General features: G+C 63.2%; 29 protein-coding genes and 1 tRNA gene. 10 read left to right on the forward strand and 20 right to left on the reverse strand.

Going from position 1 to position 25982, the window contains the following annotated elements:
* Window positions 1-11: 11 nt before the first annotated feature.
* Both E3O19_RS10930 and argS read right to left on the reverse strand, forming a co-directional pair.
* A complete protein-coding gene (locus E3O19_RS10930) occupies window positions 12-755 on the reverse strand; it encodes an LmeA family phospholipid-binding protein (RefSeq protein WP_166804538.1) in 744 nt (247 codons plus the stop codon).
* A gap of 38 nt (window positions 756-793) precedes the next feature.
* The gene (gene argS / locus E3O19_RS10935) at window positions 794-2467 is read right to left on the reverse strand and encodes an arginine--tRNA ligase (protein WP_134567515.1); all 1674 of its coding nucleotides are present in this window, start codon (window positions 2465-2467) and stop codon (window positions 794-796) included.
* Window positions 2468-2521: 54 nt separating this feature from the next.
* On the opposite strand from argS, the gene E3O19_RS17820 reads away from it, so the two are divergent.
* Both E3O19_RS17820 and E3O19_RS10950 read left to right on the forward strand, forming a co-directional pair.
* The gene (locus tag E3O19_RS17820) at window positions 2522-3151 is read left to right on the forward strand and encodes an iron ABC transporter ATP-binding protein (RefSeq protein WP_166804539.1); all 630 of its coding nucleotides are present in this window, start codon (window positions 2522-2524) and stop codon (window positions 3149-3151) included.
* Between the two features lie 104 nt (window positions 3152-3255).
* Window positions 3256-3327: transfer RNA gene (locus tag E3O19_RS10950), tRNA-Arg, on the forward strand.
* A gap of 241 nt (window positions 3328-3568) precedes the next feature.
* Here the strand turns inward: E3O19_RS10950 and E3O19_RS10955 are convergent.
* Window positions 3569-3814, reverse strand: a complete 246-nt coding sequence (locus E3O19_RS10955; RefSeq protein ID WP_134567521.1) for a hypothetical protein — start codon at window positions 3812-3814, stop codon at window positions 3569-3571.
* Between the two features lie 129 nt (window positions 3815-3943).
* Entirely contained in the window at window positions 3944-4984 is a 1041-nt protein-coding gene (gene trpS / locus E3O19_RS10960; protein WP_478213370.1) for a tryptophan--tRNA ligase, read from the reverse strand.
* Between the two features lie 292 nt (window positions 4985-5276).
* Here trpS and E3O19_RS10965 point away from each other — a divergent pair, with 292 nt between their 5' ends.
* Window positions 5277-5930: a hypothetical protein gene (locus tag E3O19_RS10965; RefSeq protein WP_134567523.1), complete on the forward strand. Its 654-nt coding sequence runs from the start codon at window positions 5277-5279 to the stop codon at window positions 5928-5930.
* A gap of 80 nt (window positions 5931-6010) precedes the next feature.
* Here E3O19_RS10965 and E3O19_RS10970 read toward each other — a convergent pair whose 3' ends face one another.
* The 8 genes from E3O19_RS10970 to E3O19_RS11005 form a co-directional block, all read right to left on the reverse strand.
* Entirely contained in the window at window positions 6011-6793 is a 783-nt protein-coding gene (locus E3O19_RS10970) for a phosphotransferase enzyme family protein (protein ID WP_198413895.1), read from the reverse strand.
* 636 nt (window positions 6794-7429) lie between these two features.
* The gene (locus E3O19_RS18690) at window positions 7430-7726 is read right to left on the reverse strand and encodes a hypothetical protein (RefSeq protein ID WP_338145095.1); all 297 of its coding nucleotides are present in this window, start codon (window positions 7724-7726) and stop codon (window positions 7430-7432) included.
* Window positions 7727-8306: 580 nt separating this feature from the next.
* Window positions 8307-8864, reverse strand: a complete 558-nt coding sequence (locus E3O19_RS10980) for a hypothetical protein (RefSeq protein WP_134567527.1) — start codon at window positions 8862-8864, stop codon at window positions 8307-8309.
* Between the two features lie 144 nt (window positions 8865-9008).
* Window positions 9009-10265, reverse strand: a complete 1257-nt coding sequence (locus E3O19_RS10985; RefSeq protein ID WP_166804540.1) for a heparan-alpha-glucosaminide N-acetyltransferase domain-containing protein — start codon at window positions 10263-10265, stop codon at window positions 9009-9011.
* 88 nt (window positions 10266-10353) lie between these two features.
* Window positions 10354-10818, reverse strand: a complete 465-nt coding sequence (locus E3O19_RS10990; RefSeq protein ID WP_134567531.1) for a GNAT family N-acetyltransferase — start codon at window positions 10816-10818, stop codon at window positions 10354-10356.
* A gap of 469 nt (window positions 10819-11287) precedes the next feature.
* Window positions 11288-11743: a MarR family winged helix-turn-helix transcriptional regulator gene (locus E3O19_RS10995; protein ID WP_134567533.1), complete on the reverse strand. Its 456-nt coding sequence runs from the start codon at window positions 11741-11743 to the stop codon at window positions 11288-11290.
* Window positions 11740-12387: an NAD(P)-dependent oxidoreductase gene (locus E3O19_RS11000; protein ID WP_134567535.1), complete on the reverse strand. Its 648-nt coding sequence runs from the start codon at window positions 12385-12387 to the stop codon at window positions 11740-11742. Before E3O19_RS11000 ends, E3O19_RS10995 begins: the two co-directional genes overlap by 4 nt.
* Before the next feature lie 164 nt (window positions 12388-12551).
* Window positions 12552-12920 (reverse strand): YybH family protein, encoded by a 369-nt coding sequence (locus tag E3O19_RS11005; protein WP_134567537.1) that lies wholly within the window; start codon window positions 12918-12920, stop codon window positions 12552-12554.
* Between the two features lie 96 nt (window positions 12921-13016).
* On the opposite strand from E3O19_RS11005, the gene E3O19_RS11010 reads away from it, so the two are divergent.
* Window positions 13017-13898, forward strand: coding sequence for a LysR family transcriptional regulator (locus E3O19_RS11010; RefSeq protein ID WP_134567539.1), 882 nt, complete (start codon window positions 13017-13019; stop codon window positions 13896-13898).
* 169 nt (window positions 13899-14067) lie between these two features.
* Window positions 14068-14496 (forward strand): CHRD domain-containing protein, encoded by a 429-nt coding sequence (locus E3O19_RS11015; RefSeq protein WP_134567541.1) that lies wholly within the window; start codon window positions 14068-14070, stop codon window positions 14494-14496.
* Window positions 14497-14541: 45 nt separating this feature from the next.
* Here E3O19_RS11015 and E3O19_RS11020 read toward each other — a convergent pair whose 3' ends face one another.
* From E3O19_RS11020 to E3O19_RS11040, 5 genes are all read right to left on the reverse strand, one after another.
* A complete protein-coding gene (locus E3O19_RS11020) occupies window positions 14542-15756 on the reverse strand; it encodes an MFS transporter (RefSeq protein ID WP_134567543.1) in 1215 nt (404 codons plus the stop codon).
* 321 nt (window positions 15757-16077) lie between these two features.
* A complete protein-coding gene (locus E3O19_RS11025; RefSeq protein WP_134567545.1) occupies window positions 16078-16800 on the reverse strand; it encodes an AAA family ATPase in 723 nt (240 codons plus the stop codon).
* A gap of 58 nt (window positions 16801-16858) precedes the next feature.
* Complete coding sequence (locus tag E3O19_RS11030; protein ID WP_134567547.1) at window positions 16859-17452, reverse strand: LOG family protein; 594 nt, start codon at window positions 17450-17452, stop codon at window positions 16859-16861.
* Window positions 17452-17856: an NUDIX hydrolase gene (locus E3O19_RS11035; RefSeq protein ID WP_134567549.1), complete on the reverse strand. Its 405-nt coding sequence runs from the start codon at window positions 17854-17856 to the stop codon at window positions 17452-17454. Before E3O19_RS11035 ends, E3O19_RS11030 begins: the two co-directional genes overlap by 1 nt.
* Window positions 17857-18136: 280 nt before the next feature.
* Entirely contained in the window at window positions 18137-19366 is a 1230-nt protein-coding gene (locus E3O19_RS11040; RefSeq protein ID WP_198413896.1) for an MFS transporter, read from the reverse strand.
* Between the two features lie 82 nt (window positions 19367-19448).
* On the opposite strand from E3O19_RS11040, the gene E3O19_RS11045 reads away from it, so the two are divergent.
* Entirely contained in the window at window positions 19449-19826 is a 378-nt protein-coding gene (locus E3O19_RS11045; protein ID WP_134567552.1) for an ArsR/SmtB family transcription factor, read from the forward strand.
* A 208-nt stretch (window positions 19827-20034) separates the two neighbouring features.
* Complete coding sequence (locus E3O19_RS11050) at window positions 20035-20523, forward strand: GNAT family N-acetyltransferase (protein WP_134567554.1); 489 nt, start codon at window positions 20035-20037, stop codon at window positions 20521-20523.
* Between the two features lie 59 nt (window positions 20524-20582).
* Here E3O19_RS11050 and E3O19_RS11055 read toward each other — a convergent pair whose 3' ends face one another.
* Window positions 20583-21227, reverse strand: a complete 645-nt coding sequence (locus E3O19_RS11055; RefSeq protein ID WP_134567555.1) for a 2'-5' RNA ligase family protein — start codon at window positions 21225-21227, stop codon at window positions 20583-20585.
* A 74-nt stretch (window positions 21228-21301) separates the two neighbouring features.
* Window positions 21302-22300 (reverse strand): helix-turn-helix transcriptional regulator, encoded by a 999-nt coding sequence (locus tag E3O19_RS11060; protein ID WP_166804541.1) that lies wholly within the window; start codon window positions 22298-22300, stop codon window positions 21302-21304.
* A 63-nt stretch (window positions 22301-22363) separates the two neighbouring features.
* Here E3O19_RS11060 and E3O19_RS11065 point away from each other — a divergent pair, with 63 nt between their 5' ends.
* The gene (locus E3O19_RS11065) at window positions 22364-23533 is read left to right on the forward strand and encodes an epoxide hydrolase family protein (protein ID WP_134567559.1); all 1170 of its coding nucleotides are present in this window, start codon (window positions 22364-22366) and stop codon (window positions 23531-23533) included.
* Window positions 23534-24537: 1004 nt separating this feature from the next.
* Here the strand turns inward: E3O19_RS11065 and E3O19_RS11070 are convergent.
* Window positions 24538-25167, reverse strand: a complete 630-nt coding sequence (locus E3O19_RS11070; RefSeq protein WP_134567561.1) for an NADPH-dependent F420 reductase — start codon at window positions 25165-25167, stop codon at window positions 24538-24540.
* Window positions 25168-25185: 18 nt separating this feature from the next.
* On the opposite strand from E3O19_RS11070, the gene E3O19_RS17825 reads away from it, so the two are divergent.
* Window positions 25186-25359: a hypothetical protein gene (locus E3O19_RS17825; RefSeq protein ID WP_166804542.1), complete on the forward strand. Its 174-nt coding sequence runs from the start codon at window positions 25186-25188 to the stop codon at window positions 25357-25359.
* Between the two features lie 179 nt (window positions 25360-25538).
* On the forward strand, window positions 25539-25964 hold the full coding sequence (locus E3O19_RS11075; RefSeq protein ID WP_134567563.1) for a YciI family protein: 426 nt from the start codon (window positions 25539-25541) through the stop codon (window positions 25962-25964).
* Window positions 25965-25982: the final 18 nt, after the last annotated feature.

Genomic DNA, 25982 nt, shown 5'->3' on the forward strand with positions numbered 1-25982 from the left:
ACGGTTCAGGTTCAGCCGGCGGTGCAGTTGCCGAGCGTGGTGAGTGACTTGCGGGTGAGCAGCAGGCTGCTGGACTCAAGCGTGATCCGCGCCCGCTCCGGCGTGACGTTCACTCCGGCCAGGCTGACGCCCTCCGGCAGGTACTTCGCAACGCAGACCCGGACCGGCTTTTGACCGACGATCAGAGGAAGGATCTCCACCGCATCGATGCTTCCGGAGCCGGTCGTGACCTTCGCGCTTTTCGGCGCGAACAACAGCGAGTCGCCGACGGCGGTGGGGGTGGCGATGGCCTCGTAGCCGATGGGGAAACCGAGCACGGAGAGGCTGCCGGCGTAGTGCACCTCACCGCTGCCCAGCGCAAGTTTGGCGTCGGGGGCATCCGCGGCCAGCGAGCTGCGCAGCAGGGTGTTCAGTGCGGACTGGTCGAGGTCGACGACGCCGCGAACGTCGCCAACGGGCTTGCCCTTGTCGATCGGGACCTGTGTGGCCACGACCCGCACGGAGGCCGCCACGCCGTCGACGGAGAGGGCCGGCGCGGTCAGCGCGACCCGCTCGAAGCTGCCGGACAGGTATTGGGCGATCACGGAGATGCCGCCGATGGAGACGCTCACGTCACCGGTGACGGTGTCGGGGAGGTTGTCGGCGATTTCCTGCTTGACGCGCCCTTCGGCGTAGCTGCGGGCTCCCGCGTCGACGATGAAGAACGCGGCTATGAGCCCGAGCACCGTGAGGCTGGCGATGACGATCGCGCTCATCCCGCGGCGACGACGGGTTCGTGCCGCCCGGTCCGCCATTACATGCGCTCCGGAGCGGAGACACCGAGCAGGCCGAGGCCGTTGCGAAGAACCTGGCCGGTGGCGTCGTTCAGCCACAGCCGGGTACGGTGCAGCTCGGTCACCGGTTCGTCGCCGAGCGGAATGACCCGGCAGCCGTCGTACCAGCGGTGGTAGTACCCGGCGACCTCTTCGAGGTAACGGGCAATCCGGTGCGGTTCGCGCAGCTCGGCCGCCTGGGCGACGACACGCGGGTACTCCTGGAGCACCCCGAGCAGCGCCGATTCGCTGTCGTGTGTCAGTAGCTCAGGGGCGAATACCGAACGGTCCACACCGGCGGCGACCGCGTTGCGGGCAACCGACTGGGTGCGGGCGTGGGCGTACTGCACATAGAAGACGGGGTTCTCGTTGGTGCGCTTGCCGAGCAGGTCCAGGTCGATGTCCAGCTGCGAATCGCTGCTGGAGCGCACGAGCGAGTACCGGCCGGCGTCCACGCCGACGGCGTCGACGAGGTCGTCGAGGGTCACGATGGTGCCGGCGCGCTTGCTCATCCGCACCGGTTCGCCGCCCTTGAGCAGGTTGACCATCTGCCCGATCAGGATCTGCAGGTTGACGCCGGGCACATCGCCGAACGCCTCGACCATGGCCATCATCCGGCCGACGTAGCCGTGGTGGTCGGCGCCGAGCATGATCAGGTTCTGGTCGAAGCCGCGTTCACGCTTGTCGAGGTAGTAGCCGAGGTCGCCGGAGATGTAGGCCGGTTCGCCGTTGGAGCGGATGATGACGCGGTCGCGGTCGTCGCCGAACGTGGTCGTGCGCAGCCAGATGGCCCCATCCGATTCGAAGATGTGGCCCTGCTCGCGGAGGCGCGCGATGGCGCGGTTGACGGCGCCGGACTCGTGCAGGGAGTCCTCATGGAAGTACACGTCGAAGTCGACGCCGAAGCCGTGCAGCTTCTCCTTGATCTCGGTGAACATGAGGTCCACGCCGATCTGCCGGAAAACCTCTTGCTGTTCATCCCTGGGCAGCGCCGCGAGGTTGCCGGCGAATTTCGCGACGACCTGGTCGGCGATGTCTCCGATGTAGGCGCCACCGTAACCGTCTTCCGGGGTGGGCTCACCGAGGTGGGCGGCCAGCACGCTGCGGGCGAAACGGTCGATCTGAGATCCGTGGTCGTTGAAGTAATACTCGCGCGTGACATCCGCGCCCTCGGCCTTGAGCACCCGGGCCAGGCTGTCGCCGACAGCCGCCCAGCGCACCCCGCCCATGTGGATGGGGCCGGTGGGGTTGGCCGAGACGAACTCGAGGTTGATCTTGATGCCGTCGTAGAGGTGGCCGGTGCCGTAGACCGGCCCGGCTTCGACGATGGTTTTCGCGAGCGCGCCGGCGGCGGCGGCCTCGAGGCGGATGTTGATGAAGCCGGGGCCGGCGATTTCGACGGAGGCGACGTCGGGGAGGGCCTCGAGGCCTTCGGCGAGTTGCGCGGCGATCTCCCGGGGCGAGAATCCGAGCGGCTTGGCGATCTTCATCGCGATGCTGGACGACCAGTCACCGTGGTCGCGGTTGCGCGGGCGCTCGAGTGTGACGTCGGTGGGGGCCAGATCGAGGATGGTTTCGCTTCCCGACTGGCGTCGGCGCTCGCCCAACTGCTGGATCAGGGCGAACAGGGATTCGGAAAGCTCGGCGGGGGTCACGGAAATCAAGCTTACCGGCCCGGTTATCTGCCCCCTGCTTGGTAAGGTCAACGCGTGACTGACTCCTTCTCGCCCTCTCTCCTCCGCAGCCGGCGCCTGCGCGCCGGCCTTGTCCTCGCGACCGGCAGTCTCGCCCTCGGGGCGCTGACCGGATGCTCCCCCGCGGCAACGCCCTCGGCCTCGGGCAGCAGCACGCCGAGCGCCTCGCCGAGCGCGACCCCCATCCCGACCGCGACCCCGACGCCCACACCGACGCCTGCCGGCGCCGCGGTCGGGCTGACCTGTGCCCAGCTGCTCACCCCCGACGACGTCTATGCGTTCAACCCGAACTACAGCACCGCGCCAGGCTTCACGGCAAAGTCAGGGACCGCCAAGACGGCTTTGTCCTACCAGGGCATCGCGTGTGGCCTGCTCAACCAGACCAGTGGTGAGATCATCGAGCTTTCTGTGGCCCTGCCGAACCCCACGCTGATGACCTCGCTCACGGACAAGGCCATCGCCGCCAGCAATCCAGTTCCCAGCTACGGTTCCGCGCCGGTCTCCGGTTTCTTCACGACCAAGGGCGGCAACGGTGAAGCGCAGGTCTTCACCGACAAGTACTGGGTCACCCTCAGCTCTCCGGTCTTCGGAGAGCCGGGCGACGCCGAGCAGCTCATGTCGGCGGCACTTTCGCACCTCCAGTAGTCGATCGGTCACCGCAACCACCGTCCGCGGCCACGCCGAGCGCCCGATCGGGGCCGAAGCGAACCGCTGGGGGTCAGGAAGCTGATAACCTAGTATTTTCCCTGGCCCCCATAGCTCAGGGGATAGAGCACTGCCCTCCGGAGGCAGGGGCGGCAGTTCGAATCTGCCTGGGGGCACATCTTGTCGCGTGACAGTCCAGATCGGACTTTTGCCACCTAGTTCGGACAAACCGGCCGCCAAGCCCGTTGAGAGCCATGCCACTGTCTTGCGCGGCCGTAACATGAATGCGGGCCTCAGCCTGTCGCAGTTGACGCACCTGAGCGCGACTTCTCTCCGGACAGGTCAAACGCGACTATTCTGCATGGGTAGGTGATGCTGGTCTAGTCTCCGCGGGACCGTTCCCGTTGGAGGTCCGGCTTACGGGGCAGCTCGATGCGGCTGCTCCTTCGCGGTCTTCTTCTTCTTGGCAGTCAAGGCGACGACCGCGCTGGCAGCTGAGAGGACGGCTAGCAGGAGAGCGAGAACCAGACTAAAAACATGCCCTCCGTTGGCTCCCGTGTCTCCGTTCGCGATCGCAATTGCCTGGATCGCTGCGTTTGCCAGCCAGAGCAGGACCATTGCGAGGCTGAGCCCGACCTGGTGCCTGCCAACCCACGAAATCATCCGTCCGCCAGTCATGGTGTCGATATATCCGTGTGACCTCTCAATTCCCACGAGTCCGATACAGGGTTCCGCTTGCGGGCCTCGCGTTGGCTCTCGTCCTCAAGCCGAACTGAGGTAGGCATGGTGAAATCAGTAGAGGGTGCCCATAGCGGTTCTCACTTCGTCCAGCGTCGTGGCAGCAATGGAGTTCGCGCGATCATTGCCACGTCGAAGCACCTCGGAAGCTAGCCCTGAATCCTGCGCCAGTTCGGCACGTCGTGCTCGGAGGGGAGCAAGAAAGCTGTTGACCGCATCGGTCGTTAGACGCTTCAGTTCGCTGCTGCCTTTTTCCCCGATCTGCGCCGCGATTTCCTCCGGTCGTTTGCCGAGGCAGAGCGCAGCCGTCGAGAGGAGTGCCGAGACGCCTGGTCGACTCTGCGGATCAAAGGAGATCAGACGGTCAATGTCGGTGATAGTTCTCCGGATGGCTGCCGCGGTTTCATCCTCGGTCATCGACAGGGCGATCGCGTTTCCGTAGCTTTTTGACATCTTGCGACCGTCCAGCCCGGGGATCTCCGGCGACGCTGTGATCAATGCGTCGGGCACGGGGAAAACATCTCCATATCGTTCGTTAAATCTGCGCGCGATCACACGTGTCATCTCCACATGGGGCAGGTTATCTTTTCCGACAGGGACGAGGTTCCCCTTGCAGAAAAGGATGTCAGCGGCCTGGTGCACGGGGTAGGTGAGAAGAAGACCACTCAGGGCTCGATTCGAGGACGCGAGCTCCGACTTCACGGTCGGATTCCGACGTAACTCGGCCTCCGTCACCAGACTCAGAAACGGAATTATCAACTGGTTCAGGGCCGGCACTGACGAGTGCGTAAAAATCGTCGTTGCTTCCGGATCCAGGCCCGCCGCGAGGTAGTCGAGCACGGCGCTGTAGACGTTCTGTCGGACGTTCGCCATCGTGTCCCGGTCGGTGATGACCTGATAGTCAGCCAAGACCAGAACCGTCTCGACCCCAGCCTCTTGAAGCCTGACACGTTCAATGATGGTGCCGAAATAGTGGCCGAGGTGAAGCAGGCCGGTCGGTCGCTCACCAGTAAGCACGCGAAAACGCTCCGGATGGGCGTCAACATCTCGGGCGACGACAGCCGAACGCTCGGCCATGGCAGTAAGGGATTCCACTTTGCACTCCTTGAAATAGGAGGGCTGTACGAAGTCCGGACCCGAGGTCCACGAGCTGCGTACAGCCCGTGAACATGCTTCAACCGGCTGCTAGCGCAGCCACCACCACGAGGAACGGTTGAAAGTCATGACATGAGCCTAGCCTTACGCTCGGTGCCCGCCGACCCTCCACGGGACGATCTCAGGTATGGAGAAATGTCCGCAGGGTGAACATCGGTTCCCGCAGAGGGTTAATCAGCGAGAAGGACTCCCGCGAGTGCTCGTGGGCCAATCCAACCGCTAGCCTCAAATAATGAGCGACGACGACAGCGACGAAGACACTCAATGGACAGCTGCAGCGAGAACGAGATTGGCGTCCGCCGGGAGTGAACTGCTCGCGGCGATCTCCGCGCACATCGAGTTCTTCTCGAATGCGGAACTAGGGACACCCTGGTCCAAGATGAGCGACCAGAACGCTGCCGTCGAACGGGCGGCGGTCGCTTACGCCACTGCCCAATTCGAAGTCACCGGAAACTCCGGTCCCTTTGGAGAACTCCAAGAATGGGACGACGTCGAGGACTACGAAGAGGACGATGAAGACGACGAACAGCCTGTTTCGTTCCTCAGCGTGCTGCAACGAGCGGACTACGGGGTTCTCGATGAGGAAGCTGTCCTCGAGGCCGGGCGGCTGAAGTTCCTGGAGAACCGCCCGGGCGAGTCCGAGTTGAATGCCCGATCCACGGTCAACCATCTGGGTGCCGCTCTCTACGAGTTGGCACACGCTGACGGATGGGACTCACTCGAGAAGGCTGCCGGACTTACCCCTATGGGCTCGATCATCCAGGCCGTCGTGCCCGACGAAGCAATCGATCTCGGGGACGGTCAATCAGAATCTGACGCGCCCGACGGCGGCTTCTCCGTGAGTGGGTTCGTGCTCTACACGGAAGTGAATCAGTTCCGTCGGTAACCGGAAGGGACATCACCAACGGGGACCGTCGTCACCGCCCGACGGTAGCGATGCGATGACGCTGGATTTGTGACGAGGTGTCAAACAGTGCTGAGATCGCTCAACGCGGCTTTCAGATTCCGGTCGACTCCGTGGGCGAGCATCCGCTGGTAGGTCACATCGCCATCAGCCGCCACTGACCGGATGATGTCGAGTTGCCTCTGTACTCGTTGACGGATGAGTTCCAGAACATCGTTGGCAGTACCATCCCACTCGTAGGCCCGAAGGAAGGACTCGAGGCGGGCCCGCCGCTCGCCGAAGGCAGTAAATCCTTCTTCCAGCACGAGCTGTCGAGCGTGGAGCGGGACCCAGGAGAATGCGACCCAGGCAAGGTCCCCAGCGTGCGTGGTTGGGCCGGCCATGTCCCAGTCCACGAAACCCACCAGTCCGTCTTCATTCCAGACTGCGTTGTAGGGTGCCGCGTCGTTGTGACCGATGATCAGGCCAGGCTCCCATACTTGGCCTGCGCGCCATTTGGAGTCTGCGGGCGGGACAAAGTCGGCGACTGCTGAGTGGTAGCGCCTGAGCCAGTCGCCGACGTCCAGGAGCGCTTCTTCGCTGTGCGTCCACTGCGGCCACGGGCGGGCGTTACCGACGGTCGCACCCTCGAGAAAGCTAACGACAGTCCGACCCTGTGCATCGCTCCCGAGCGGGCGCGGTGCCCCGATAAACCCTTTATCGGCCAGATGTTGCAAGAGGGCGTTCACGGCCGGGGTCCACGTGCCGGGAACGCGGCGCACGGTTCCATCTATTAGAAGCGCGCCGCCATCGAATCCGCCATCGAGTTTTTCACTCACGTCGCCAAGCTTCGCATGACGCTGCACTCTTCCCAATCCCACAGAGGGATGAAGCGCTGCTTCCCCCGAGTCTCGAATTGGAGCCGAATCTGCGTCCGTGAGGGTCAGTCCTGCGGGACAGCGGATGAGCCCACGCGTGAGGGGAGAATGTCACGCCCTTTCAGCAGCGTCGGAACTGGTTGCAGTGAAGACGTGAAGACGATCTTGTACTTGTGTCCATTGGATACGCGTTGGTCACCCTCGTAGAGAGACAAGTGCGCGCCGCGAAGTAGCCGCGCGATCGTGCAGGCTCTCGACGCCGAGACGCACACGACCTGGAGATCGGGGCACCGCATGACTAAGTCACGTGGCCATACTGGCCTATGGCAAATACTGGGGGCAATCCTGTCCTTCCTTGCCAAGGGCATCGGTGCCGGGCTGTCCTCGATCGCCACCATGACTTTCGGAGGCCGAGCTGCCCCAGGCGACTTGCCAACATCGCCGCCGCCGAAAGAGTATCGGCCGTAGACGACCGGCACCGCCTCAGCGGATTCAGCTCAAGAAGATCTCTCGTCCGCGGACAGTCCTGCTGCCGACATCAGGGGAGCCGGATCGCGTCGGCGTCGCGGGCAGATCACCTGTGATGGGTTGGAGACAAACCGGCATTCGAAGGCGCAAAGGGGCTCAATCCCGGCCGGTGTGCCGGTGATGCGACGACCGGATCGCTGCGCTGAGCGCCCCGGCCAGCCAGCGCTCGACGTCATTCTGCGATCGCAGCCTAACCACGACGAGGTGTGGGTACTCCAACTCCAGCAGCGGCACCAGCACGTCGTACTTCCGCCTGGTCGAGATAGCCCACCGCACAATGTGCTCACGGTCGGTGAACAACGTGCGGAAGGGTGCCTCGACATTGCCGTTCCACAATTTCTCACGGTGAACCCGGCGACGGATGGTGCGGCGGATCACTCGAGGAAGCGTCACTCGCATGAAGGGGAGATCCAGCCATACGAGCAAATCCGCACGCTCGGCAAGCATTGGCCGAGCGGCGCCGTATTGCCACTCTGTCGTCCAGGAAGCGGCAGCGATAAAGGCCCGTACATCGTCAAGGAATTCCGGACGAGGAACCCAATTCGGGCCATGGAATAGCGAGTCGATTTCAGTGTGTGGCCCTCCCGTTATGACAGCTATCCGCGTGGCTAGAGTGGTCTTTCCCGAGCCAGAGACGCCCGCAACAAGTACGCGGCGTGGACGATGAGGGAGGGCGCCGTCGTGGGAGAGCATCGACTAAGTGTAAACATGCTCGGTCACGACGCTGGGCTGGCTTTGCCTTGCGCCATGGGAATTCCCGAGCCGGTGATTGTCAGCAACCACTGCTCGCAAGTGTCTAGTCCGTATGGTGCATTCATCGTTCGGAGATCGCCACCCGTCCCTTCGCCGAGAGGGCAAACCCATCCGTGGAGTACCCGGCGCTCCCGTCAGTCCTTGCCACCGACAGCACCATGATGACGGGCGGGCGCCAGTTCGGTCATGGTGTGAACATGATCCTCCGCCCCACCAGTGGTCAGCGAAGGGAGCGCTCGGCGTTCGCGAGCTCGAGTGTGCGAGGGACGAGCGATCCGGCGGCCAGGAGGATCCCAAACGGCACGGCCACCGCTTCGAGCGGCGCCCCCACCAGCCAAAGGATGTCGCGGGCAAGACTGCCTCCGACATCCGCCGTACCCGACAGGTCATACTGCCATGGCGCCAGCGACTCCTGCAGGATCAGCCCCAGCACGACAAAGGCGACACCAGTCCAGAACATTCTCACCAGGGCGCGGTGAGCGGACGCGGCATCCGTAGCCGTGCCTTCGTGCACCGAGCCGTTCGCTGGCGTGCTGCCGGCCACGCGATTGAGTTCGATTGCCCGGACGACGAAGAAGAAGGCGATGAGCGCGAGCCCGAGCTGGAACGCAACTTGAGCCAGAAGTATCTGCGTCCAGTGCAGCGCCGGATTGTTCAGTGCGTCGTTCCCCCAGAGCACGAACACCAGCGACATGAGATACAGCCGGGCGGCCAGGCCAACGACGGCGAGGACTATCCCTGTCCACAGCAGATTCCTCGAGCTGAGCGTGGGCGGCATTGCGCTCCTTCTTGTCGGTCGTGACGCGCCCACGTTATCGGAGCTCGAAGCAGTTCTTCACTAGCGGTAGGCAGAAGCTGAAGCTCCGCGGTCGATCAAAAAAACTGGTTGACGTCGAAGTGGGTATTCCTTCGGGCCAGGGACTCATCGGGTCTGGCGGTCTGGATTTGAACGAAGAAGCATGGCGCTGTTTTCGGAACCGTCGACGCGCGCAGTCTTTCGTCCTGCCCAGATGACGAACGCCTCAAGCGGGCCCCGCCTCGCGAGCAGAACAAGGGTTGCGCCTATCACCAGGGCCAGAACCACGTTCGCGGCGAAGAACACTCCGCTCGAGATCCACCAGGGAGTACCGATCGCCGCCCAATCACGATCGGTCAGGGCCCCATAGGGTTTCCCGGTGAGGAGAATCACCACGGATGAGACCAGAACGACGTGCGCCGAATACACCGTGAGCGGGGCGCTTCCTGCCCCGGTCACGGGGCTCAGCATGCGCAGCGCGAATGGGCTGAGCACGGTGCCGAGCAGCACGAGCAGTGCGATCGTCGTCACGGCGAAACCAATCGTGAGCAGCAGATCGAACGTGGTTCCATTGTGGGGGCCTGCGCCGAGGAGGTAGATCGGGGTGTCTCCGAGCGGCCTGCCGATGCGGCCGCGATCGATCACGACGGCATAGATCCCGCCCAGCGCGTGGTGCGCCACAGTGGCCGCGACGACGCCGAGGGCCCAGACCCCTGCGCCTATTGCCAGGAGCCGAACCGCAACGACACGAAGTTCAGGCACGCTCTGAGCTCGCAGCAGGGAGCGCCCGAGGAGCATCCCCGCCACCCCGTAGACAAGCCAGATCGTGACGGGGTAGATGCCGGTGAAAAGCAAACCGCGAAGTAGTGGCAGGGGGTCAGCGAGATTGAACCAACTGGGATTGTCCGCCTCGGTCACGTCGCCTATTCGGCTCCACAGCGCCACGAAATACGCCAGCACAGGAGCCGCGACAACGCTGACGACGCCCACAACCACGAGTACCCGGCGCCGCCAGGTGAGCGCCACTGCCAAAACCCAGAACATCACACCGTAGGACACCAGGATCACCAGCATCGGCGGTTGCAGCAGATCCAGTGTCAGGCCGATCACGATGAGGGCCGCCCCCCGCCCCACAACCATCCACCGTGCCGACATCCGTTTACCCTGGCGGAGCGGAGTCCGGGTCGACAGAACAATTCCAACGCCTGCGAGCACCGCAAAAAGGGCCGACGCGCGACCCCGAAACTGCCCCGAGAACCAGGCCTGTTCGCCGGTCGCGAGGTCAGCGTAGAGCCACACGTGGGTCGCCAACATGCCCACAATCGCAACGAAGCGGGCAAGATCCAGCCCGACAATGCGTCTGCCCGGCATACCGTCGATCATCCGACGCTCCCTCCCGCGCGATCGTGCCACAAGCCTATTCGAGCCTTCCACCCTCATGCCGCCCGCAAGTGGTTCGGCTATCAGGCGTTCAAAGCGATCCCGGCGTCAGGTCGTATGTGACCCATTTCGTCGAAGTGGCGGTCGAGTCATAAAGGCGCCGGGCGCGAGTGTTGTCCTCCGCCGTGATCCAGCGGACGACTGAGCTGCCTTCACCGTCGGCCAATGAGGAGAGTTCGCTGAGTAGCGCCCGCCCGACGCCGGAACCGCGAGTGTTCGGGGACGTGAACAGATCATCGAGGAAGATTCCCACGCTGCCGGTGGAGGGGCGGGCAAATCGTCGATAGTGCGCGAGTCCCACGAGGCGATCCCCGGAACTGGCAACGAAGGCATTGACTTCATGCGCGCCGTCGTTGATCCAAGTCCAGACACGTTCAACAATGCTTTCATCAGGGGACAGTGCGTAAAAAGCTCGATATTCCCGATACAGCCCCGCCCACTCGGCGAAATCTGATGTCTGGACCGCGCGAACCAAGACCGTGTCGTCTGTACTCATCGACCCCGAGTAGCGGCCCTCATTCTGTTCCCGATGGAGGTCCGGCTAATGCGGCGCCCGGAATTCGAGAGGCCGAGTCTCAGGTGCTGCGAGCTGGTCGCCTGCGCCTGGGTCTGAGTCTGGGTCTGGGTCTGGGTCTGGGTCTGGGTCTGGGTCTGGGTCTGAGTCTGAGCATCGAGCGTGTCCTATCGACGCAGGGTCAAGAAGCGCCCTTGAGCTGTGCTGTTGCGCCGCGGAACAAAGCGTGACCGGCTGCGGCGCCCGCGGTGTCGACCGGGATGAATGCAGGCGCCACCATCAGGGCGGCCTCACCGAACTCATTCTGGAGCGAGGAACGGCATTGCGCTGGAATCCCTCCGCGGCCGGATTCGAAGTCGAGGACACGACGCTCGTCACGCACAGCGGCGCGGAAATCCGTGGCGATGAAACGCCTCTCGGCCGTCGCCGATGCTTACCGGGTCTGGGGCGGTCAGGTTCTACTCTCATGCGCTTGGTTTCCCAGCGTGTCGCTGGCCACGCGGGCGACCTGGACGATCTGTTCGAGGAACGTGGCAATCGATTGTCGTGACCTCGGGTCGAGCGAGGCTGCGACCAGTCGAGCCTGTTCATCGGCGCTGGCAAAGCCGTCGTGAAGTTCATCGAATCTTCCCGTCGCGCTGAGTTGGGCGGAGCGGCCGTCGTGCGGGTTGCGCGACCGACTGAGCCAACCGTCTGCCTCCAACCGCACGAGCACGCCCGTGAGCGTGGCGGCTCGCACGCCGGTGCGAGCGGTGAGGTATCCGGGTGTGCACGGCCCCTCCCGGTCGATCACGTCGAGGATGTCGAGGTCGCGTGGGTTCAGTCCGGCCGCTTCCGCGATGCGGTCGTTGAGGATGCCCAGCTCAATGCGAAGGCTTCGGACCAGACGATTGATATCGAGGCTCATCGCCGGGTGGTGGGCGCGACCGCAGCGTGGACGTCGCCGCGGGGACCGAGTTCCGCGACCATCGCAGCTGCAAGGTCGGCGCGCGATGTGTAGCCCTGTGTCGGGTGATCGAGATCGACCCGATAGTCGGACACCGCGTTGCGATCGAACAGCCGTCCAGGACGCATCACGGTCCATTCGATGTCCTCGCAGCCACGCAGATACTCCTCCATCGCGCGCATGTCCGCATACAACGTGCGCCCGGGCACGCCGCGCAGGAACGGGAACAGAACGTGGTCGGCGAACCAGTTCATCGGGGGCGGAGGGTAGGTGAGCCCGGAGCTCACTACGACCAGGCGTCGCCCACGCGCATCGGAACGCATCGCCGAGACGATCGCGCGCACCCCGAGTGAATACACGGTGACCTCTCGTCGCTGATACGACGAGCCGATTACTGAGAGCACGGCATCAGTGCCCGCGACAGCAGCCGCGACGCCGGAGCCCGAGACCACATCCGCGCGAACCTGAACGAGACGCTCGTTGCTCGGCAACGGAAGCCGGTCCGGCCTGCGACTCACCGCCCTTACCCGATGCCCCGCCGCCAGAGCCTGCCGACAGGTCAACAGCCCAGTCGCGCCGGCGGCACCAAATACCACAACGTCCATGACCTACCTCCATCTAGTACGAAAACCGTAACATAGGGTCAGGACCTTGGCGGGCATGGGTGTCGACGCCGCCGACGTGTTCGAAGATACCTAGGTGTCGCGTCGTTCGGCCTTTGGAAGTTCGTTGAGGTGCGTCAGCAACCTTGGGCGGTTTCGGGGCACAGTCACTTTTCCGTGACGCGGCCGAGTTCCGGGTAGTCGAGTATCCGCAGCCATGATCCATCCGGTTGCCTCTGAACGACCTGAACGCGAACACCACCGCCATCTTTGGGAGGGGTGGAGGTGAGCGCCAAATCGCCACTGCGGAGCGTAACCAGCGGGGCCTCTTGCTCAAAGCGTGGAGTATCCGCAAAGAGTGTTTCGTAGAGCTCGCGGATGGCGTCACGTCCCACGGTGATCTGTCCCGGGGGGAAGGCCAGGGCAGCGTCCGCGGCGTATAGGGCGGCAGCGCCCGCCGCATCGCGAGCGTTGGCTCGCTCGACGAACATGCGGGTGATGTCTTCAGGCTCGAGTGCCCGGTCGGAATTGGCCATGGTGAGTACTCTCTTTCGTTCTCGGTCAGCCCATGTTCTCGCGCCCGCCAACAGAAGTAAAACAGCTAGTAAAACTAGGAACTAGAATCTCTGGTTATGGAACTTCGTCAACTCGAATATCTTGTGGCCGTGGTCGAGGAGGCCAGCTTCACCCGTGCCGGAGAGCGGATGCTGGTTAGCCAGTCGGGTATCAGCGCTCAGATTCGACAACTCGAACGTGAGGTCGGGCAACAACTTCTCGACCGCTCCGGCCGTGCGGTGCAGGCGACGCAGGTGGGCGCGGCGATGTTGCCGTTTGCCCGCGCCGCGATCGCCGCTGTGGTGAACGCGCGACTCGCAGTGGATGAGGTGACCAACCTCATTCGCGGTCATGCGCGAATCGGAATGGTCACCGCCTGCAGCATCCCGGTCGTATTCGACCTGCTCGCGCAATTCCATGACACCTATCCCGGCGTTAGCCTCACGCTCACCGAGGACTACTCGACTGCACTCAGCGAAGACGTGCTGAAGGGCCACCTCGATCTCGCGCTCGTCGGTGTCGCCGGCAAATTGCCCGACGGCCTGGCGTCTCACGTGCTCGTCGATGACATGCTCGTCGCTGCGGTGCCCCAAGCCCATCCGCTCTTCAGCCGAAGCGAGATCGCCTTCAGCCAGCTTGAGGAGTATCCGATCATCACTATGCCGAGGGGAACAGGCATCCGCTCAGCATTCGATGACGGGTGCCAACGCGCAGGAATCTCTCCCCGCATCACCTGCGCAGCCAGCACGTCGGATGCGATCGCCCGGCTCACAGTCCGCGGACTCGGTGTCGCCGTTCTGACCGAGTCGATGGTGCCCGAATACGAAGATCTACATGCAGTGACGCTCACGGGTTCAGCACCGCGTTCTCGCCTCGAGTTCATCTGGCGTGCAGCCGGCCCTCGCGCACCTGCCGCTCAGAAGCTCATCGACATGATGAACGCCAACCTCGCCAACTAATCCACATTCCACAAACCTCGAAACGAAGTACCCATTGCCCCGAAGAGCGGCAACGAAGGGATGACCCCGCCCGGTCGGGGTTGGCATTTGGACTGATATGGCGGACGCTCTCGCGGACGGGTTCAGCCCGAATGAAGACGTTGTCGCTCCGATGCAGGAGACTGCAGGCATGGAACTCACCCGGCGCTACCGAGTCATTCTGATCGCAGCACTACCGAGCGGTTTCCTCTTAGGTGCAATCGTCTTCCTGGGATTTTCGGTCTTCGGCAACCCCGACTGGCGGGCATATCTGACGCCCGGCGCAGTCTTGAACGGTGCCACGCAGTTCGGCGCGGTTGGCCTGGTGGTTGCAGCCTTGTCTGTGCTCGGAGGGGCTCTTTCAGTCGCCTTGGTTGACCGGAGATTAGTCCGCGAGAGCGCGGCCAGAATAGTCGCGGGCGGCTTGGGCTCAGCAGTCGGAGTGGCCATCGTCGGCATCGCGTTGGGGCTCGCGCAGAGCAGCACCTTCACCGCATTCGTCGGGCTTCTGCTGGCGCTTCCAGCGGGCATAATTGCCGCAATCGGCATCGGCTCGACAGATCGGGCGGCACGGAGCTGACCCAGCGGTCCTAATCGCCCCGTAAAGGTTCCTGCCATCATTCAATTAGGAGGAGGGTCGTCGCCAGAGTCTCGCGGAGATGCCGGCGCTGAGCGCGACGAAGACGGCTGCTGCCGCTGCTGTCGTGAGGAAAGTTGAACTCACGTCCCAGCTCTCGACGAGGAAGCCGCTGAGCGCGCTCCCGACCGCTGCACCGACGTTGTGTGCGGTGTTCACCCACGTTGTTGACTCGGTCTGGCGGGTCGTCCCACCAAAATCGTTGGCTGCGAAATACGCCACGATCATGACCGGGGAAAGGAAGAGTCCAGCGGCCGAGATAACCAGTCCTAGGGAGATCGTCGACGTCGCGAGGCCAGCACCGGCGGAGGCCATGATGAACAACGTCGCCAGGATCACGAGTTGGCGCTGCGAGGACACCGTGATGTGTAGAGCGCCATAGGCAAGGCCTCCAACGGCGCTGCCGGCCGCGAACAGGGCGAGGACAAACCCCACAGCTGCGGCATTGCCGAGGGTGGCAATCATGGCCGGGACCGCAACGTAGACGGTGCCGACCACAAGGCCGGCTGCCAGCACGGGCAGGAGTAGCGCGATGAACCGCGGCTCCGTGAGCAGGGGCGCAGCGCTGGCTGCGTCCGTGCTTGACGCGTCGACCGGGGTCGCGGCCATCGTGGGAGAAGACATCATCAGTGCGGTCCCGACCAGGATCAGTGCGGCAGGGATGAGTAGGGCGGTACTTGGCTGGATGATGACCAAGAGCAGGCCGGACAAGGCGGGTCCGACAAGGTAGAGCAACTCCTCCAGGACTGCGTCCAGACTCAAAGCCTTCTTCAGGAGGACAGGAGTCGGGGTCAACGATGCCCATGCGACCCGCATTGTCGGGCCCAGCGGTGGAGCGAACGCGCCGAGGAGACCGGCCACGGTCACGCATAACCAGATCGGTGCGCCCGACCTCGTGAGTAGTGCGAGAGCGACCAAGCTCAACCCGAAAACGCTGCTGAGCAGGAGGAGGACACGGCGGCGACCGAATCGATCGATGAGGCGGGCCCTGGCTGGCGCGAGGAAACCGGCACCAGCCCCATAGGCGCCGACGGCGATACCGGCAGCGGAAAAGGACTGGGTCGATTCTTCTATAGCGAAGAGGAGAGGCAGACCGACGAGAGGATATGCGAAGCGTCCGGTGAGGGCGCTCGAGAAAACAAAGGGGACGTGTTTGAGTCTGAGAACATCCGCGTAGGTCGCGGACAGAGTCGTTGCGGGCATGGTTGAGCTCCGTGAGAAATGGCGCGGTTTTTGCGCTCAGTGAATGAGGACCTGCTAGCTGAAGAAGTCAGCCCGGTCTGCAATCACAGATAGGGAGCATGCCGCAACGATAGCGGACGGGTGGGCAGACATACGTCCTCCAACACTTACCGACCCGGCTGGCCAGCGGAGATGTCGCGCAGACCGTTCCCAAACGCCACTCCCCCCGAGACTTTGGAACCTCGGCGAATTGGTGCGCGTCCATGGAGGTCCGCCGTACGTTCCCGCGTGAGGACAGCGATTCCAGCCGCGGCGTGACGACGAGTGTTGCATGCGTCGAAGTCAGCGAAAGTGCCTGAAATACCGTTCCGGATCGTCCAGGAACGATCGCCAATTCCGAACCAGGTCGAGATCCTCCCAGACGCAGCGACGGTATCCCCAGGGCCCGACCTCATAGATCTCCGCACCGGGTATTGACGCCAGAATCGGTGAATGAGTGGACAGGATCACTTGAGACCCACCGGCGGCAACAATGTCCCGGAGATCGCTGAGCAGAGCAAGCGATCCGGTGAACGAGAGCGCTGATTCCGGCTCATCAAGGATCCACAAGCCCGGGTAACGAGACCGGGCAGCCACAAGGTCGAGGAACGACTCGCCATGCGAGCGCTCGTGGAATACGGGGTCGTTTCCGCCGGGGTTGTCCTCCAGATAGGTGAAGAACCCGTGCATCGTTTCCGCGCGGAGGAAGAAGCCGCCCCGGCCGGCGCCGAGACCTCGGTTCAACCGCAGGTGGTCGGCGAGGGTGGACTCGGACCTGCGAGTGGTGTGTCTGGAGCCGGTCGATCCTCCTTCCGGTCCCATGCCGTAGGCACCGGCGATGGCCTCAACGAGAGTCGATTTGCCGACTCCGTTGTCGCCGACGAATACGGTCACTGGACCCAGTTCGAGACCACCATCGAGGAGCTGCGCGATCGGGGCAAGCGTCGCGGGCCACACATCCCGAGGCAGAATGGGCGCGTCGGGATCCTGGCTCACCGAGCGCAACGGAGGCTCGTTTCTCGACATGCGATCATTCTGCCTGAACCGGCACGGGAAACCGTTAGACCAACCGTTCAGGGTTCGGTTAAGGGAGAGGAATTACCGCCGCCTCACTGGGCCCAGTCCATTTGTGGGGTGCCGGATTCCAGTTTCTGAGCTGAGTCAGTAGATCCTGCGCGTCGTCCGAAATGATCAACACGTCTCGGTACGCCGGCCGCATGAATCCCGCCTCTACACTCGCATCGATCGCGGCGATCAGCGGATCCCAGAACCCGTCGATGCTATACAACGCGACCGGCTTCTCATGGATCCCCAGTTGTTGCCACGTCCAAACCTCGAAGAATTCCCCCAACATTCCCGTGCCGCCTGGAAGAGCGATGAAGGCGTCGGACAACTCCGCCATGCGTGCCTTGCGCTCGTGCATGGACTGAACAATCTCCAACCGAGTGAGGCTCGGATGCGCCAGTTCGCGCTCAACTAGAGATGCCGGCATCACACCGAGAACTTCGCCGCCTCGGGAGAGAGCCTCCGAACCGATGACGCCCATCAAACCGACGTTGCCTCCACCGTAGACAATTCCGATTCCCTGGTCGGCCAAAGAGCCGGCAAGCGCGGCGGCGTGCTCAGTGAATACCGTCTTGTTTCCGGCTGCGGATCCCGTGAAGATTGCGACTCGCATTAGGCGGCCAACGCTGGAAACACGAAATCGAGAAGCAGGGGCGCGAGCAGAAAGGCGGGATCTGTGGAGTCTGCTGGATGTACCCAACGCAGCTCCTCGATTTCACCTGATGCGATAGGCGAGACCGCCATGCCACTGAGATAGATCGTCGCGTCGACTTCGGTGTCGAGTTCATTCGCCGCGGAGGCGGTCCAGCTGCCGAGGAATGTGAGGTCGTCTCTCGTCATCTGCACGCCCAGTTCCTCAAACACTTCCCGGAGAGCGGCCGAAGTGGGCCCTTCACCGTTCTCCAACTTGCCACCCGGCAGCATGAAGGCGGTGGTACCGCGCTTGCGGACCGTGAGGATCCTGTCGGCAGCATCACGAAAACAGACGGCGGCAACGACGAGCGTGTGAGTGGTCATCCCCCGACGCTATCAAGCCTCTGTGCCCAGAATTCCGGCGCAATCACACGGATCGGTGGTTGTGAAGGGGCGTTCATCTTGCGACCTTCCCCCAAACACCAGAGGTCTGAGGGATCCAGGTGGGAACCAGATAGAGAGAATGGCTCAAAATCCAGCACTGCTGTGAAATATCCAGCACTGCTGTGAAATCCCACCCGGCAGGGGGCGACGGATGGGAGTGATCGTGCCTCTGAGGGTTCCGGAAAGGACCCGCCCCTGAGCGGACCCGATTCCAGAGAGACTAGCCGCGGGGAAAGCGTCGGAGTATCAGCGTCCCGCCGGTGAGTGCAGCCAGGCTGAGGAGTATGGCGAAGAGGGCGACGCTGACGCTCAGCCCGACGGAGTCGATGAGGTAGCCGGTGGCTACTGAGAGTATCCCGGCGGGGATGTAACCGCCGATGTTCAGGACCGCGTTTGCTTCAGCGCGATGATTCGCTGGAACGTTGGTTCCAATGAGGGTGAGGCCCCCGAGCTGGCCGAGGCCCTGGCCGATTCCTGCGAGGAGCGCCGCGAGCACGAGCGGGGCCGGATTCGAGACAACGACCGCGATGATGAGGCTCATCATCGCCAGGGTCGTCGATATGGAGCCGAGGAGGATGCTGCGAACGTGTAGCCGGTGAACAGCGAATTGGGCACCGGTGGCAGCGAGGAACATCGCGCTAGCCATTGCGCCGGCTATGAACGGGCTGGTCGCATGCAACAGGTCCGCCAAGAGGGAAGGGCCGAGGGCGAGCACGAACGAGGTAGCGGTGATCCCCGGCGCGAAGACAGCAATGCCGTAAAGAAGGTGGTGCCGGTTGGGCCTTGGGACACGCGGCAATTGGAATCGGAAGGGCACCCGGGGCCGGTCGGCGGCCGGGTGTGAGACCGGAGGGCGAAGTGGCAGCACGCACGCAACGGCCAACGCTGTCGCGAGGAGGAAGAACTCGACGGCAAAGACAATCGGAGCAGGATCGGGCAGCGTTTGAGTGAACAATCCCGACAGTAGGGGCCCGAGCCCCGCACCGAGGACCATGGCGACGGATGCCGCAAGGGATGCTTGGCGATGCCGGGCCGGGCCTCCCACATCAACAACGGCAGCCATGCCGGCAGACACGATCACACCGACCGCGATACCGGTGAGGAACCTGGCGGCGACGAGCACGAGAACGGAGGACGTGAACGCGAAGAGACCACAGGCCACCATGGCGAGAACGAGCCCCGGGATAAGAACTGGTTTGCGTCCGAACCGGTCAGCCAGCTGTCCGGCCACGGTCAGCGTCACGAGCAGCCCGACCATGTACGCGGCGAAGATCACGGTCAGCATCCCCGATGAGAAGCCCAGCTGGTCTTGCCACTGCACGTAGAGCGGGGTTGGCGAATTCGACAACATGAATACCGCGGTCACGATCCAGGCGGCCAACCCCATCGGGAACACGCCGGTCAGGCCGGCGCCGGCTGGGTTTGGCGGACGCGTGGAAGTCTGAGTCAATGTGTCCTCCATCTGCTTAGTTCGAGAAAACTCGAACTTAGCATTAGTACGAGAAGACTCGTACTTTGGTTACACTGGTGCCATGGCTCCTGCTGCAGAGCGCGTCACCATCGAGACCCCCGTCCATGACGAGCCCGAGAACTTGCCCGATCCTCTGCCGGAGCCGTCGGTCGATGACCTGCAGCTCGAGAAAGTCTTGGGGGCTTTGGCTGACCCCCTGCGCCTGACCATCGTGCGCAAGTTGATGCTCGAATCCGAGAACTACGACCACACCTGCGGATGGTTCGGCTTCGACCGCCCCAAGTCCTCCCTGACTCACCACTTCAAAGCACTCAGACAGGCAGGACTCATCCGGCAGCGACAGTACGGTCTCGAGCGACGCAGTCGAGTTCGCACCGAAGACCTCAACCAGCGATTCCCTGGCCTGCTTGACCTCGTCACGGCCTGGCACGAGGTCTGATCGTCGACAGCCCCCCGCGCGTGAGCGGGGGCCGGCTTCAAGCCGGATTGCCGGTAGAGGTTCGTCCATTGCCTAGGTAGAACCCGAGTGTTTGCGGCTGGACGTCACGCGCAATGACTGCAACACTCGAGACATGTTCCTTCGATAAGCGCGCAAATCCATGTCGACAAATCGACCTAGCCACTTGTCTGAATTGAGGAACGCTGTCATGACCTTGCATATCCGCGATGCTTCGACTGAGGACATCGATTTTCTCGCTGCGATGCTGTTAGAGGCAGTTAACTGGCGCCAGGACCGGCAGACTGCGACTCTGCAATCGATCATGAATACCCCCCACCTGTGGCACTACCTCTCCGCTTGGAAACGGAGCTCAGATTTCGGTTTCCTTGCACACAAGGCGGAGAAGCCGGTCGGGGCCGCGTGGGCGAGGTTCATGACCGCCGAAGATCCTGGATATGGATTCGTTGACGAGGACATCCCCGAGCTGGGCATGGGCGTAATGAGCACTCATCGAGGCCAGGGCGTGGGCCGCGTTCTTCTTGAGCGGACCATACGGGCCTCAGCGGATCGTGGCCTCCGGGGATTGAGCTTGAGTGTCGAGGATGAAAACGAGCGAGCCCGCGCACTATATGTGAGCAACGGATTCGTGGTCGCGGGGCGGGCCGGCAATTCGGACACGATGGTCTTAAGGTTTTGACCCGCTGAAGGTTCGGCTGCGCGACGGCACGCTGTGGGGCCCCAGAAGCTCAATGTCCTCTAATCCGCTAGCGGGATCTCCTCCAGGGTTCGCCACTCGTATTGCCGGTTGTCACGGTGGAGCTCAATGAGTGCGAGAACCGGCGAGACCCGGGCCGCGACCCGCTCCGGCTTGTGCTCCAGAGCACGTATCACTCCCCGTCCGTCCGCGTCAGCGTTGACGTAGGCCATCGTCACGTGTGGGACAAATGGAAAGCGGGCATCCTCAGGTGGAGCCGCTGCTCCCAAGGAGCCAGTCACTGCGTGGCGGAGCGTTGCCATCAGCCTCGAAAGGGATTCGGTCGGTTCGACGATGAGCGAGACCGCCTCCCGCAGAACAACTGGTTTCTGGAAGGTGAGTGAGATCGGTGGCCCCCCAGCGATCTCGCCTCGAACCTGATCAATGACCGTGCGCACGTGCAGATCATTGACAGTCGTTGCATTCCCTACCCCGACGAGGGTTAGATGCAGCCATTCGATCGGTACAGGGTCCAGAAACGAGAAGCCCCTCAGGACTTCTTGATAGTCGAGGACGAGCCGCTGCAGCGCGGGCTCATGTTCAAAGGTGAGATGCCAGGTGTAGTAGCGAGTCCCTCTCTCCCAGCCGGAGCGCCACCACCAATGGTCTCGTAGATCGATTGCGCCTTCCCTGGCCTCGGCCGGCATGACGGTCCTTCCCCAAACATCAGTCCCGAGTGACAGCGTATGCAACAGATCGGCCTGAATGCGCTGACGGTTCGTCAGATGGCACGTTCCTCGGCGGGGTTGTCGTCGGCGATGCGGGCGATTTCGGCTGCCAGGCCCGTGAATGCGGTGCGGAGCTCGGCTGGCTCCAGGATGGTGAGGCGGGCGCCGATGAGTAGCAGCCATCTGGCCATTGCCTGGTAGCTGTCGGCACCCGCGTTCACAATGCACGTATTAGCGGTCTCCTCGGTGACCGTTCCCCAGGCCGGTCTGATCCAGGCGTCAACCTGTGCGCGCGGAGCGTGCACGCGCACGGTTCCTGAGACCTGCCGCCATCCGGCCGCTAGTTGCGCTGTCACATACTCGTGCAGGTCCTCGGCTGGCGGTTTCCGCGGGTAGCTGGGCTTGTTCGTGATCTGCGTTTCGCTGAGCCGGTCGACGCGGAATGTGCGCCATCCAGAGGACTCGAGACTGTAGGCGAGGAGGTACCAGTGGCCCATCGTATGCACGAGGTGTAGCGGTTCGAGTTGCCGGTTTCCGGTCTCGCCCGAGTAGCGGCGGTATTGGCACAGGAGTTGTCGGCGGTCGCGGCAGGCGCGCGCGAGGAGCACGAGCGTGGTGATGTTGACCGGTCCAGCCGATGGACCGATTGCTGCCCCCAGGTCGAGGCTGCTGGTGTGAGCCAGGAACGCCTCGACGACGGGCTGCAACCGGGGTGGCATGACCCGGTGCAGTTTGTCGAACGCGCTCAAGGCGCCCTCGGCGGTACCGGCGGCGGTGTTGGCGACCATGTCCCGGAGAGAGACCATCACGGCGATGGCTTCGTCGGTGTCGAACATGAGGGGCGGCAGTGTTGCCCCGGCCTCGAGCTGATAGCCGCCGCCGGCACCCAGCACGGTCGTGACAGGGTAGCCGAGCTCCCGCAGCCTGCCGATGTCCCGCCGCACGGTGCGTGGCGTCACGTCAAGCTCTTCGGCGAGTTGCTCCGCGTTCCAGTCGCGCCGCCGCTGCAGGAGCGCCAGTAGTCGCAGCAGCCGCCCGGGCGTATCCCACATAGAATCCATCATCCCGTAAATAGCAGGACAAGACCTGTCCGACTTGCCTGCGAGAGTGCGCTCATGGACACCACACACGACAGCACGATCACTTCCTTCCGCGTCGACATCCCGCAGGCAGACATCGACGACCTCACCTCCCGCCTTCGTACGACTCGGATGCCTGCCCCGCTGCCTGGAAACGATTGGGACACGGGAATCCCCAGCGGCTACCTCCAGGATCTGGTCACCGACTGGGCCGAGGATTTCGATTGGCGGGCCTTCGAGGCGCGTCTGAGCGAGGTCCCGCAGTTCATGACGGTCATCGACGGTCAGCGGATCCACTTCGCCCATGTTCGCTCTGCCGTGCCGGATGCGACGCCGGTGCTCCTCACCCATGGCTGGCCCGGATCGTTCCTTGAGTTCCTGCACCTCATCGGACCGCTCACTGAGCCGGAGGCCTACGGCGGAGACAGGGCAGATGCCGTGCATCTGATCATCCCCTCGCTGCCCGGCTTCGGCTTCTCCACTCCGCTCAACAGCGCAGGCTGGACCACCGCGCACATCGCTGCGGCATGGGTCGAGCTGATGGACCGCCTCGGCTACGGGCGCTTCTTGGTGCAGGGCGGCGACCTCGGCGCCGTCATCTCCCCGGAAATCGCCCGCGTCGCCCCTAAACGCGTGATCGGCGTGCACATCAACGGAGCGCTGGGCTTCTCCGGCGATATCAGTGAGGACGACCGCGCCGCGATGAGCCCCCTCGATCAGGACCGAATGGCGCGCGTTCGCAAGTTCATGAACGAGGAGTATGGCTACATTTCCATCCAGTCCACCCGGCCGGGCCTCGTCGGCGTCGCCCTTGCCGACTCGCCTGTTGCCCAGTTGGCCTGGATGCTCGACAAGTTCCGTTCCTGGACCTGGCCACTCGAGACGCTGCCTGATGAGATCCTCGGGCGCGAGTGGATCCTGGCGAACGCCTCGCTGTACTGGTTCACCGCCAGCGGCGGCTCGTCCGCTTACGTCGGCTACGCCCAAAATTCCTGGGGCGCCACGCCAGCAAACTCTGGAGTGCCGACCGCAGCTATCCAGTTCGCGCACGACGTCGGCATCCGCTCACAATTCATCCAAGCGAATACGATCGTCCGATGGAACGACTTCGAAGATCACGGCGGCCACTTCGCCGCCCTCGAAGAGCCCGAACTTCTCATCAATGACCTCCGCGGCTTCCTGCACCAACTGAAGGAGAAGGACTAGCCTCAGGCTCTCTACTTCTGCAGCCCAACTAACCGATAGGGCGTCGCGTAGAGGGTTCCTCAAATGACCAGCCCCTGGACTAACGACGCCCCAACAGACATTCCGCCGGATCCAACTCGGCCGTTACGCGTGTCCGAAGTAGGTTGGCAGAAACGCGCTGGTCCTTCACCTCAGCTTCCGCGGGATTCCGTGTGTCCGATGTTGGCAACTTGTCCGCACTGGCCTGTCACGCGACAACATCTGTCGCGTGTCGGTCCAGATCGGACTTTTGCCACCTAGTTCGGACAAACCGGCCGCCAAGCCCGTTGAGAGCCATGCCACTGTCTTGCGCGGCCGTAACACGAATGCGGGCCTCAGCCTGTCGCAGTTGACGCACCTGAGCGCGACTTCTCTCCGGACAGGTCAAACGCGACAATTCTGCATGGGCAGGCGATGCTGGTCTAGTCTCCGCGGGACCGTTCCCGTTGGAGGTCCCCAAGTGACACCGCTGGCATGGGTCCAGGCTCATCGTGCTTCCGCGCGGACGTGTCGCAGCGAGCTTGGGTAGTCGGCCGTCTGTGGCAGTGTCGCCGCGGGCGCGGCAGATTCCGTATCGTCATGGATCTTGGTGGTCACGACGTTCGCCTACCCGCTACCACTGGTTTACCTGGTATCGCTCATTCTTCGGCTTTGGTCGACTACTTTACGACCGAAATTCCGGCACGATCGCCACGTTTGTCGCCCAGTAGCCGATTCAGTTTGAAACGTTGAGCGAGCCCAGCTCTGGCGATGCACTATGTATCTCACCCGCATCGATCAAGGGCCCCTGCGTCAAACGGTGGAGCGGCTCAGGCCGCTCCACCGTTTGACGCAAACTAAGCTTGGACGTGCTCGCCCTGGCGCCAGGAAGCAACTTCTATTCGGGTCGCAGATCTCGATCGCAAGAAGTGTCCCGAAGGGAGCTGGTGATTATCCTGCTTGCCGTTCGAAGAGACCGTCGCCACGTTCGCTCGTGGGGAGAGTTTTCAGAGGACGTCGGCGCCGAATGCGATGTCGAAGCCGCCGCCGTTGTTTGCCAGCCCCACCACGAGGATTCCGGCCCATTCAAGGGCGTGGGCCATCTGGAGCGCACCTGCGTCGCGGGGCCGCATGTTCAAGCTCTCAATAAACGCCGCGACACTCACCTTCGCCTCAGCGATGCCGCCGGGGAAGAGCACGTCCACGGGCTTGTTTTCAGCAATGACGCCGCCGAAGATGGAGTTGAATGCCTTGACGACGTGAGCGCCCTCGGGAGCGACGGCGGCGATCTGCTGGGCCACGGAGTTGCCCGGGGTGGTCATGACTCCACTGGCGTCAGCATTGAACGGGTTGGTGATGTCGATGAGGATCTTGCCAGCTAGGGCATCGCCGTAGTGAGCGACCACGTCAACCGCGCCGGCATACAGGCCGGCCAGGACGACGATGTCGCCCGCCGGCTTTGTGCCGAAGGTGCCGACGGTGGCGGCGTTGCCGATCTGCGTGGCCAATGCCTGAGCCTTGGCGGTGTTGCCCCTCATGAGCTCGATGGCGTGGTGGTACTTCGCCGCCCGGGTGCCGATGGCGGTGGCGGTGGCGGTGGCCATATTGCCTGAGCCGATGATGCCGATGGTGGTCATGACGTGTGTTGCCTGTTCGTGACCGAGACGCAGATCACGCTCCCCGGGCTACTGCAGTCGGTACCCGCGTTCCTGTGCGGCGTCGCCATCGCGTGGTGCGGGATCAACGCCGTCGGCCGCATCGTCGCGACCGCCGTGCTCGCGGTCAAGGCCGTGCCCCGTCGACGTCGCCTGCCCGTCGCCGAGGCGTGATGCAGGATAGTAACGCGCCCTACGGGTGCAACGCGCGGACGCGGGCCGAAGGCTACGGAGGTAAGTCGTCGTACAGGCCCACGCATTTTCTTGCTCGGCGTTTGTCGATCCGGGCGTCTGCTGTTCGACGCTTTATTTGAGGGACGCATTCCGCGTTCTCATGACCGAAGGAGATTCCCATGAAGTACATGCTGATTATGCGCGCAACAGACGAAGCTCGTGAGTCCTACGAACAGGTTCCGTTCAAGGAGATCATCGAGAAGATGGGCGCGTACAACGAGTCACTGACAAAGGCGGGAGTTCTCCTGGCGGCCGAAGGACTGGCCGATGCGATGACCGACAACTTCCTGGTCGATTTCTCGGCGGAAGCCCCGATCGTGACCGACGGCCCCTACGGTGAGACACATGAGCTCTTCAGCGGTTTCTGGATCATCCAGACCTCTTCCAAGGAAGAGGCCGCGGAGTGGGCCCGTCGGTGCCCGCTCGGACCCGGCTCGACGCTCGAGGTGCGAAGGGTCACCGAGATGAGCGATTTCGCCGAATTTGCCGAAACCGATGCCCTCGTGAACGAAGCGGCGTGGCGTGCGGAGAACGGCCAGGAGTGATCCGACAATCGAGTCGGA

The organism is Cryobacterium algoritolerans (genome assembly GCF_004402785.1).
GTDB classification, from domain to species: Bacteria; Actinomycetota; Actinomycetes; order Actinomycetales; family Microbacteriaceae; genus Cryobacterium; species Cryobacterium algoritolerans.

Coding starts and splice junctions, on each gene's coding strand:
- E3O19_RS10995 (WP_134567533.1), bottom strand. CDS start 11,743: ATGAGCCTCGATATCAATCGTCTGGTCCGAAGCCTTCGCATTGAGCTG.
- E3O19_RS10985 (WP_166804540.1), bottom strand. CDS start 10,265: ATGATCGACGGTATGCCGGGCAGACGCATTGTCGGGCTGGATCTTGCC.
- E3O19_RS10930 (WP_166804538.1), bottom strand. CDS start 755: ATGAGCGCGATCGTCATCGCCAGCCTCACGGTGCTCGGGCTCATAGCC.
- E3O19_RS11050 (WP_134567554.1), top strand. CDS start 20,035: ATGACCTTGCATATCCGCGATGCTTCGACTGAGGACATCGATTTTCTC.
- E3O19_RS10955 (WP_134567521.1), bottom strand. CDS start 3,814: ATGATTTCGTGGGTTGGCAGGCACCAGGTCGGGCTCAGCCTCGCAATG.
- E3O19_RS11045 (WP_134567552.1), top strand. CDS start 19,449: ATGGCTCCTGCTGCAGAGCGCGTCACCATCGAGACCCCCGTCCATGAC.
- E3O19_RS11025 (WP_134567545.1), bottom strand. CDS start 16,800: ATGTCGAGAAACGAGCCTCCGTTGCGCTCGGTGAGCCAGGATCCCGAC.
- E3O19_RS10980 (WP_134567527.1), bottom strand. CDS start 8,864: ATGCCGCCCACGCTCAGCTCGAGGAATCTGCTGTGGACAGGGATAGTC.
- E3O19_RS11010 (WP_134567539.1), top strand. CDS start 13,017: ATGGAACTTCGTCAACTCGAATATCTTGTGGCCGTGGTCGAGGAGGCC.
- E3O19_RS11030 (WP_134567547.1), bottom strand. CDS start 17,452: ATGCGAGTCGCAATCTTCACGGGATCCGCAGCCGGAAACAAGACGGTA.
- E3O19_RS11015 (WP_134567541.1), top strand. CDS start 14,068: ATGGAACTCACCCGGCGCTACCGAGTCATTCTGATCGCAGCACTACCG.
- E3O19_RS11020 (WP_134567543.1), bottom strand. CDS start 15,756: ATGCCCGCAACGACTCTGTCCGCGACCTACGCGGATGTTCTCAGACTC.
- E3O19_RS11005 (WP_134567537.1), bottom strand. CDS start 12,920: ATGGCCAATTCCGACCGGGCACTCGAGCCTGAAGACATCACCCGCATG.
- E3O19_RS11060 (WP_166804541.1), bottom strand. CDS start 22,300: ATGTGGGATACGCCCGGGCGGCTGCTGCGACTACTGGCGCTCCTGCAG.
- E3O19_RS10965 (WP_134567523.1), top strand. CDS start 5,277: ATGAGCGACGACGACAGCGACGAAGACACTCAATGGACAGCTGCAGCG.
- E3O19_RS11000 (WP_134567535.1), bottom strand. CDS start 12,387: ATGGACGTTGTGGTATTTGGTGCCGCCGGCGCGACTGGGCTGTTGACC.
- E3O19_RS11070 (WP_134567561.1), bottom strand. CDS start 25,167: ATGACCACCATCGGCATCATCGGCTCAGGCAATATGGCCACCGCCACC.
- E3O19_RS11035 (WP_134567549.1), bottom strand. CDS start 17,856: ATGACCACTCACACGCTCGTCGTTGCCGCCGTCTGTTTTCGTGATGCT.
- E3O19_RS10990 (WP_134567531.1), bottom strand. CDS start 10,818: ATGAGTACAGACGACACGGTCTTGGTTCGCGCGGTCCAGACATCAGAT.
- E3O19_RS11065 (WP_134567559.1), top strand. CDS start 22,364: ATGGACACCACACACGACAGCACGATCACTTCCTTCCGCGTCGACATC.
- E3O19_RS11075 (WP_134567563.1), top strand. CDS start 25,539: ATGAAGTACATGCTGATTATGCGCGCAACAGACGAAGCTCGTGAGTCC.
- E3O19_RS11055 (WP_134567555.1), bottom strand. CDS start 21,227: ATGCCGGCCGAGGCCAGGGAAGGCGCAATCGATCTACGAGACCATTGG.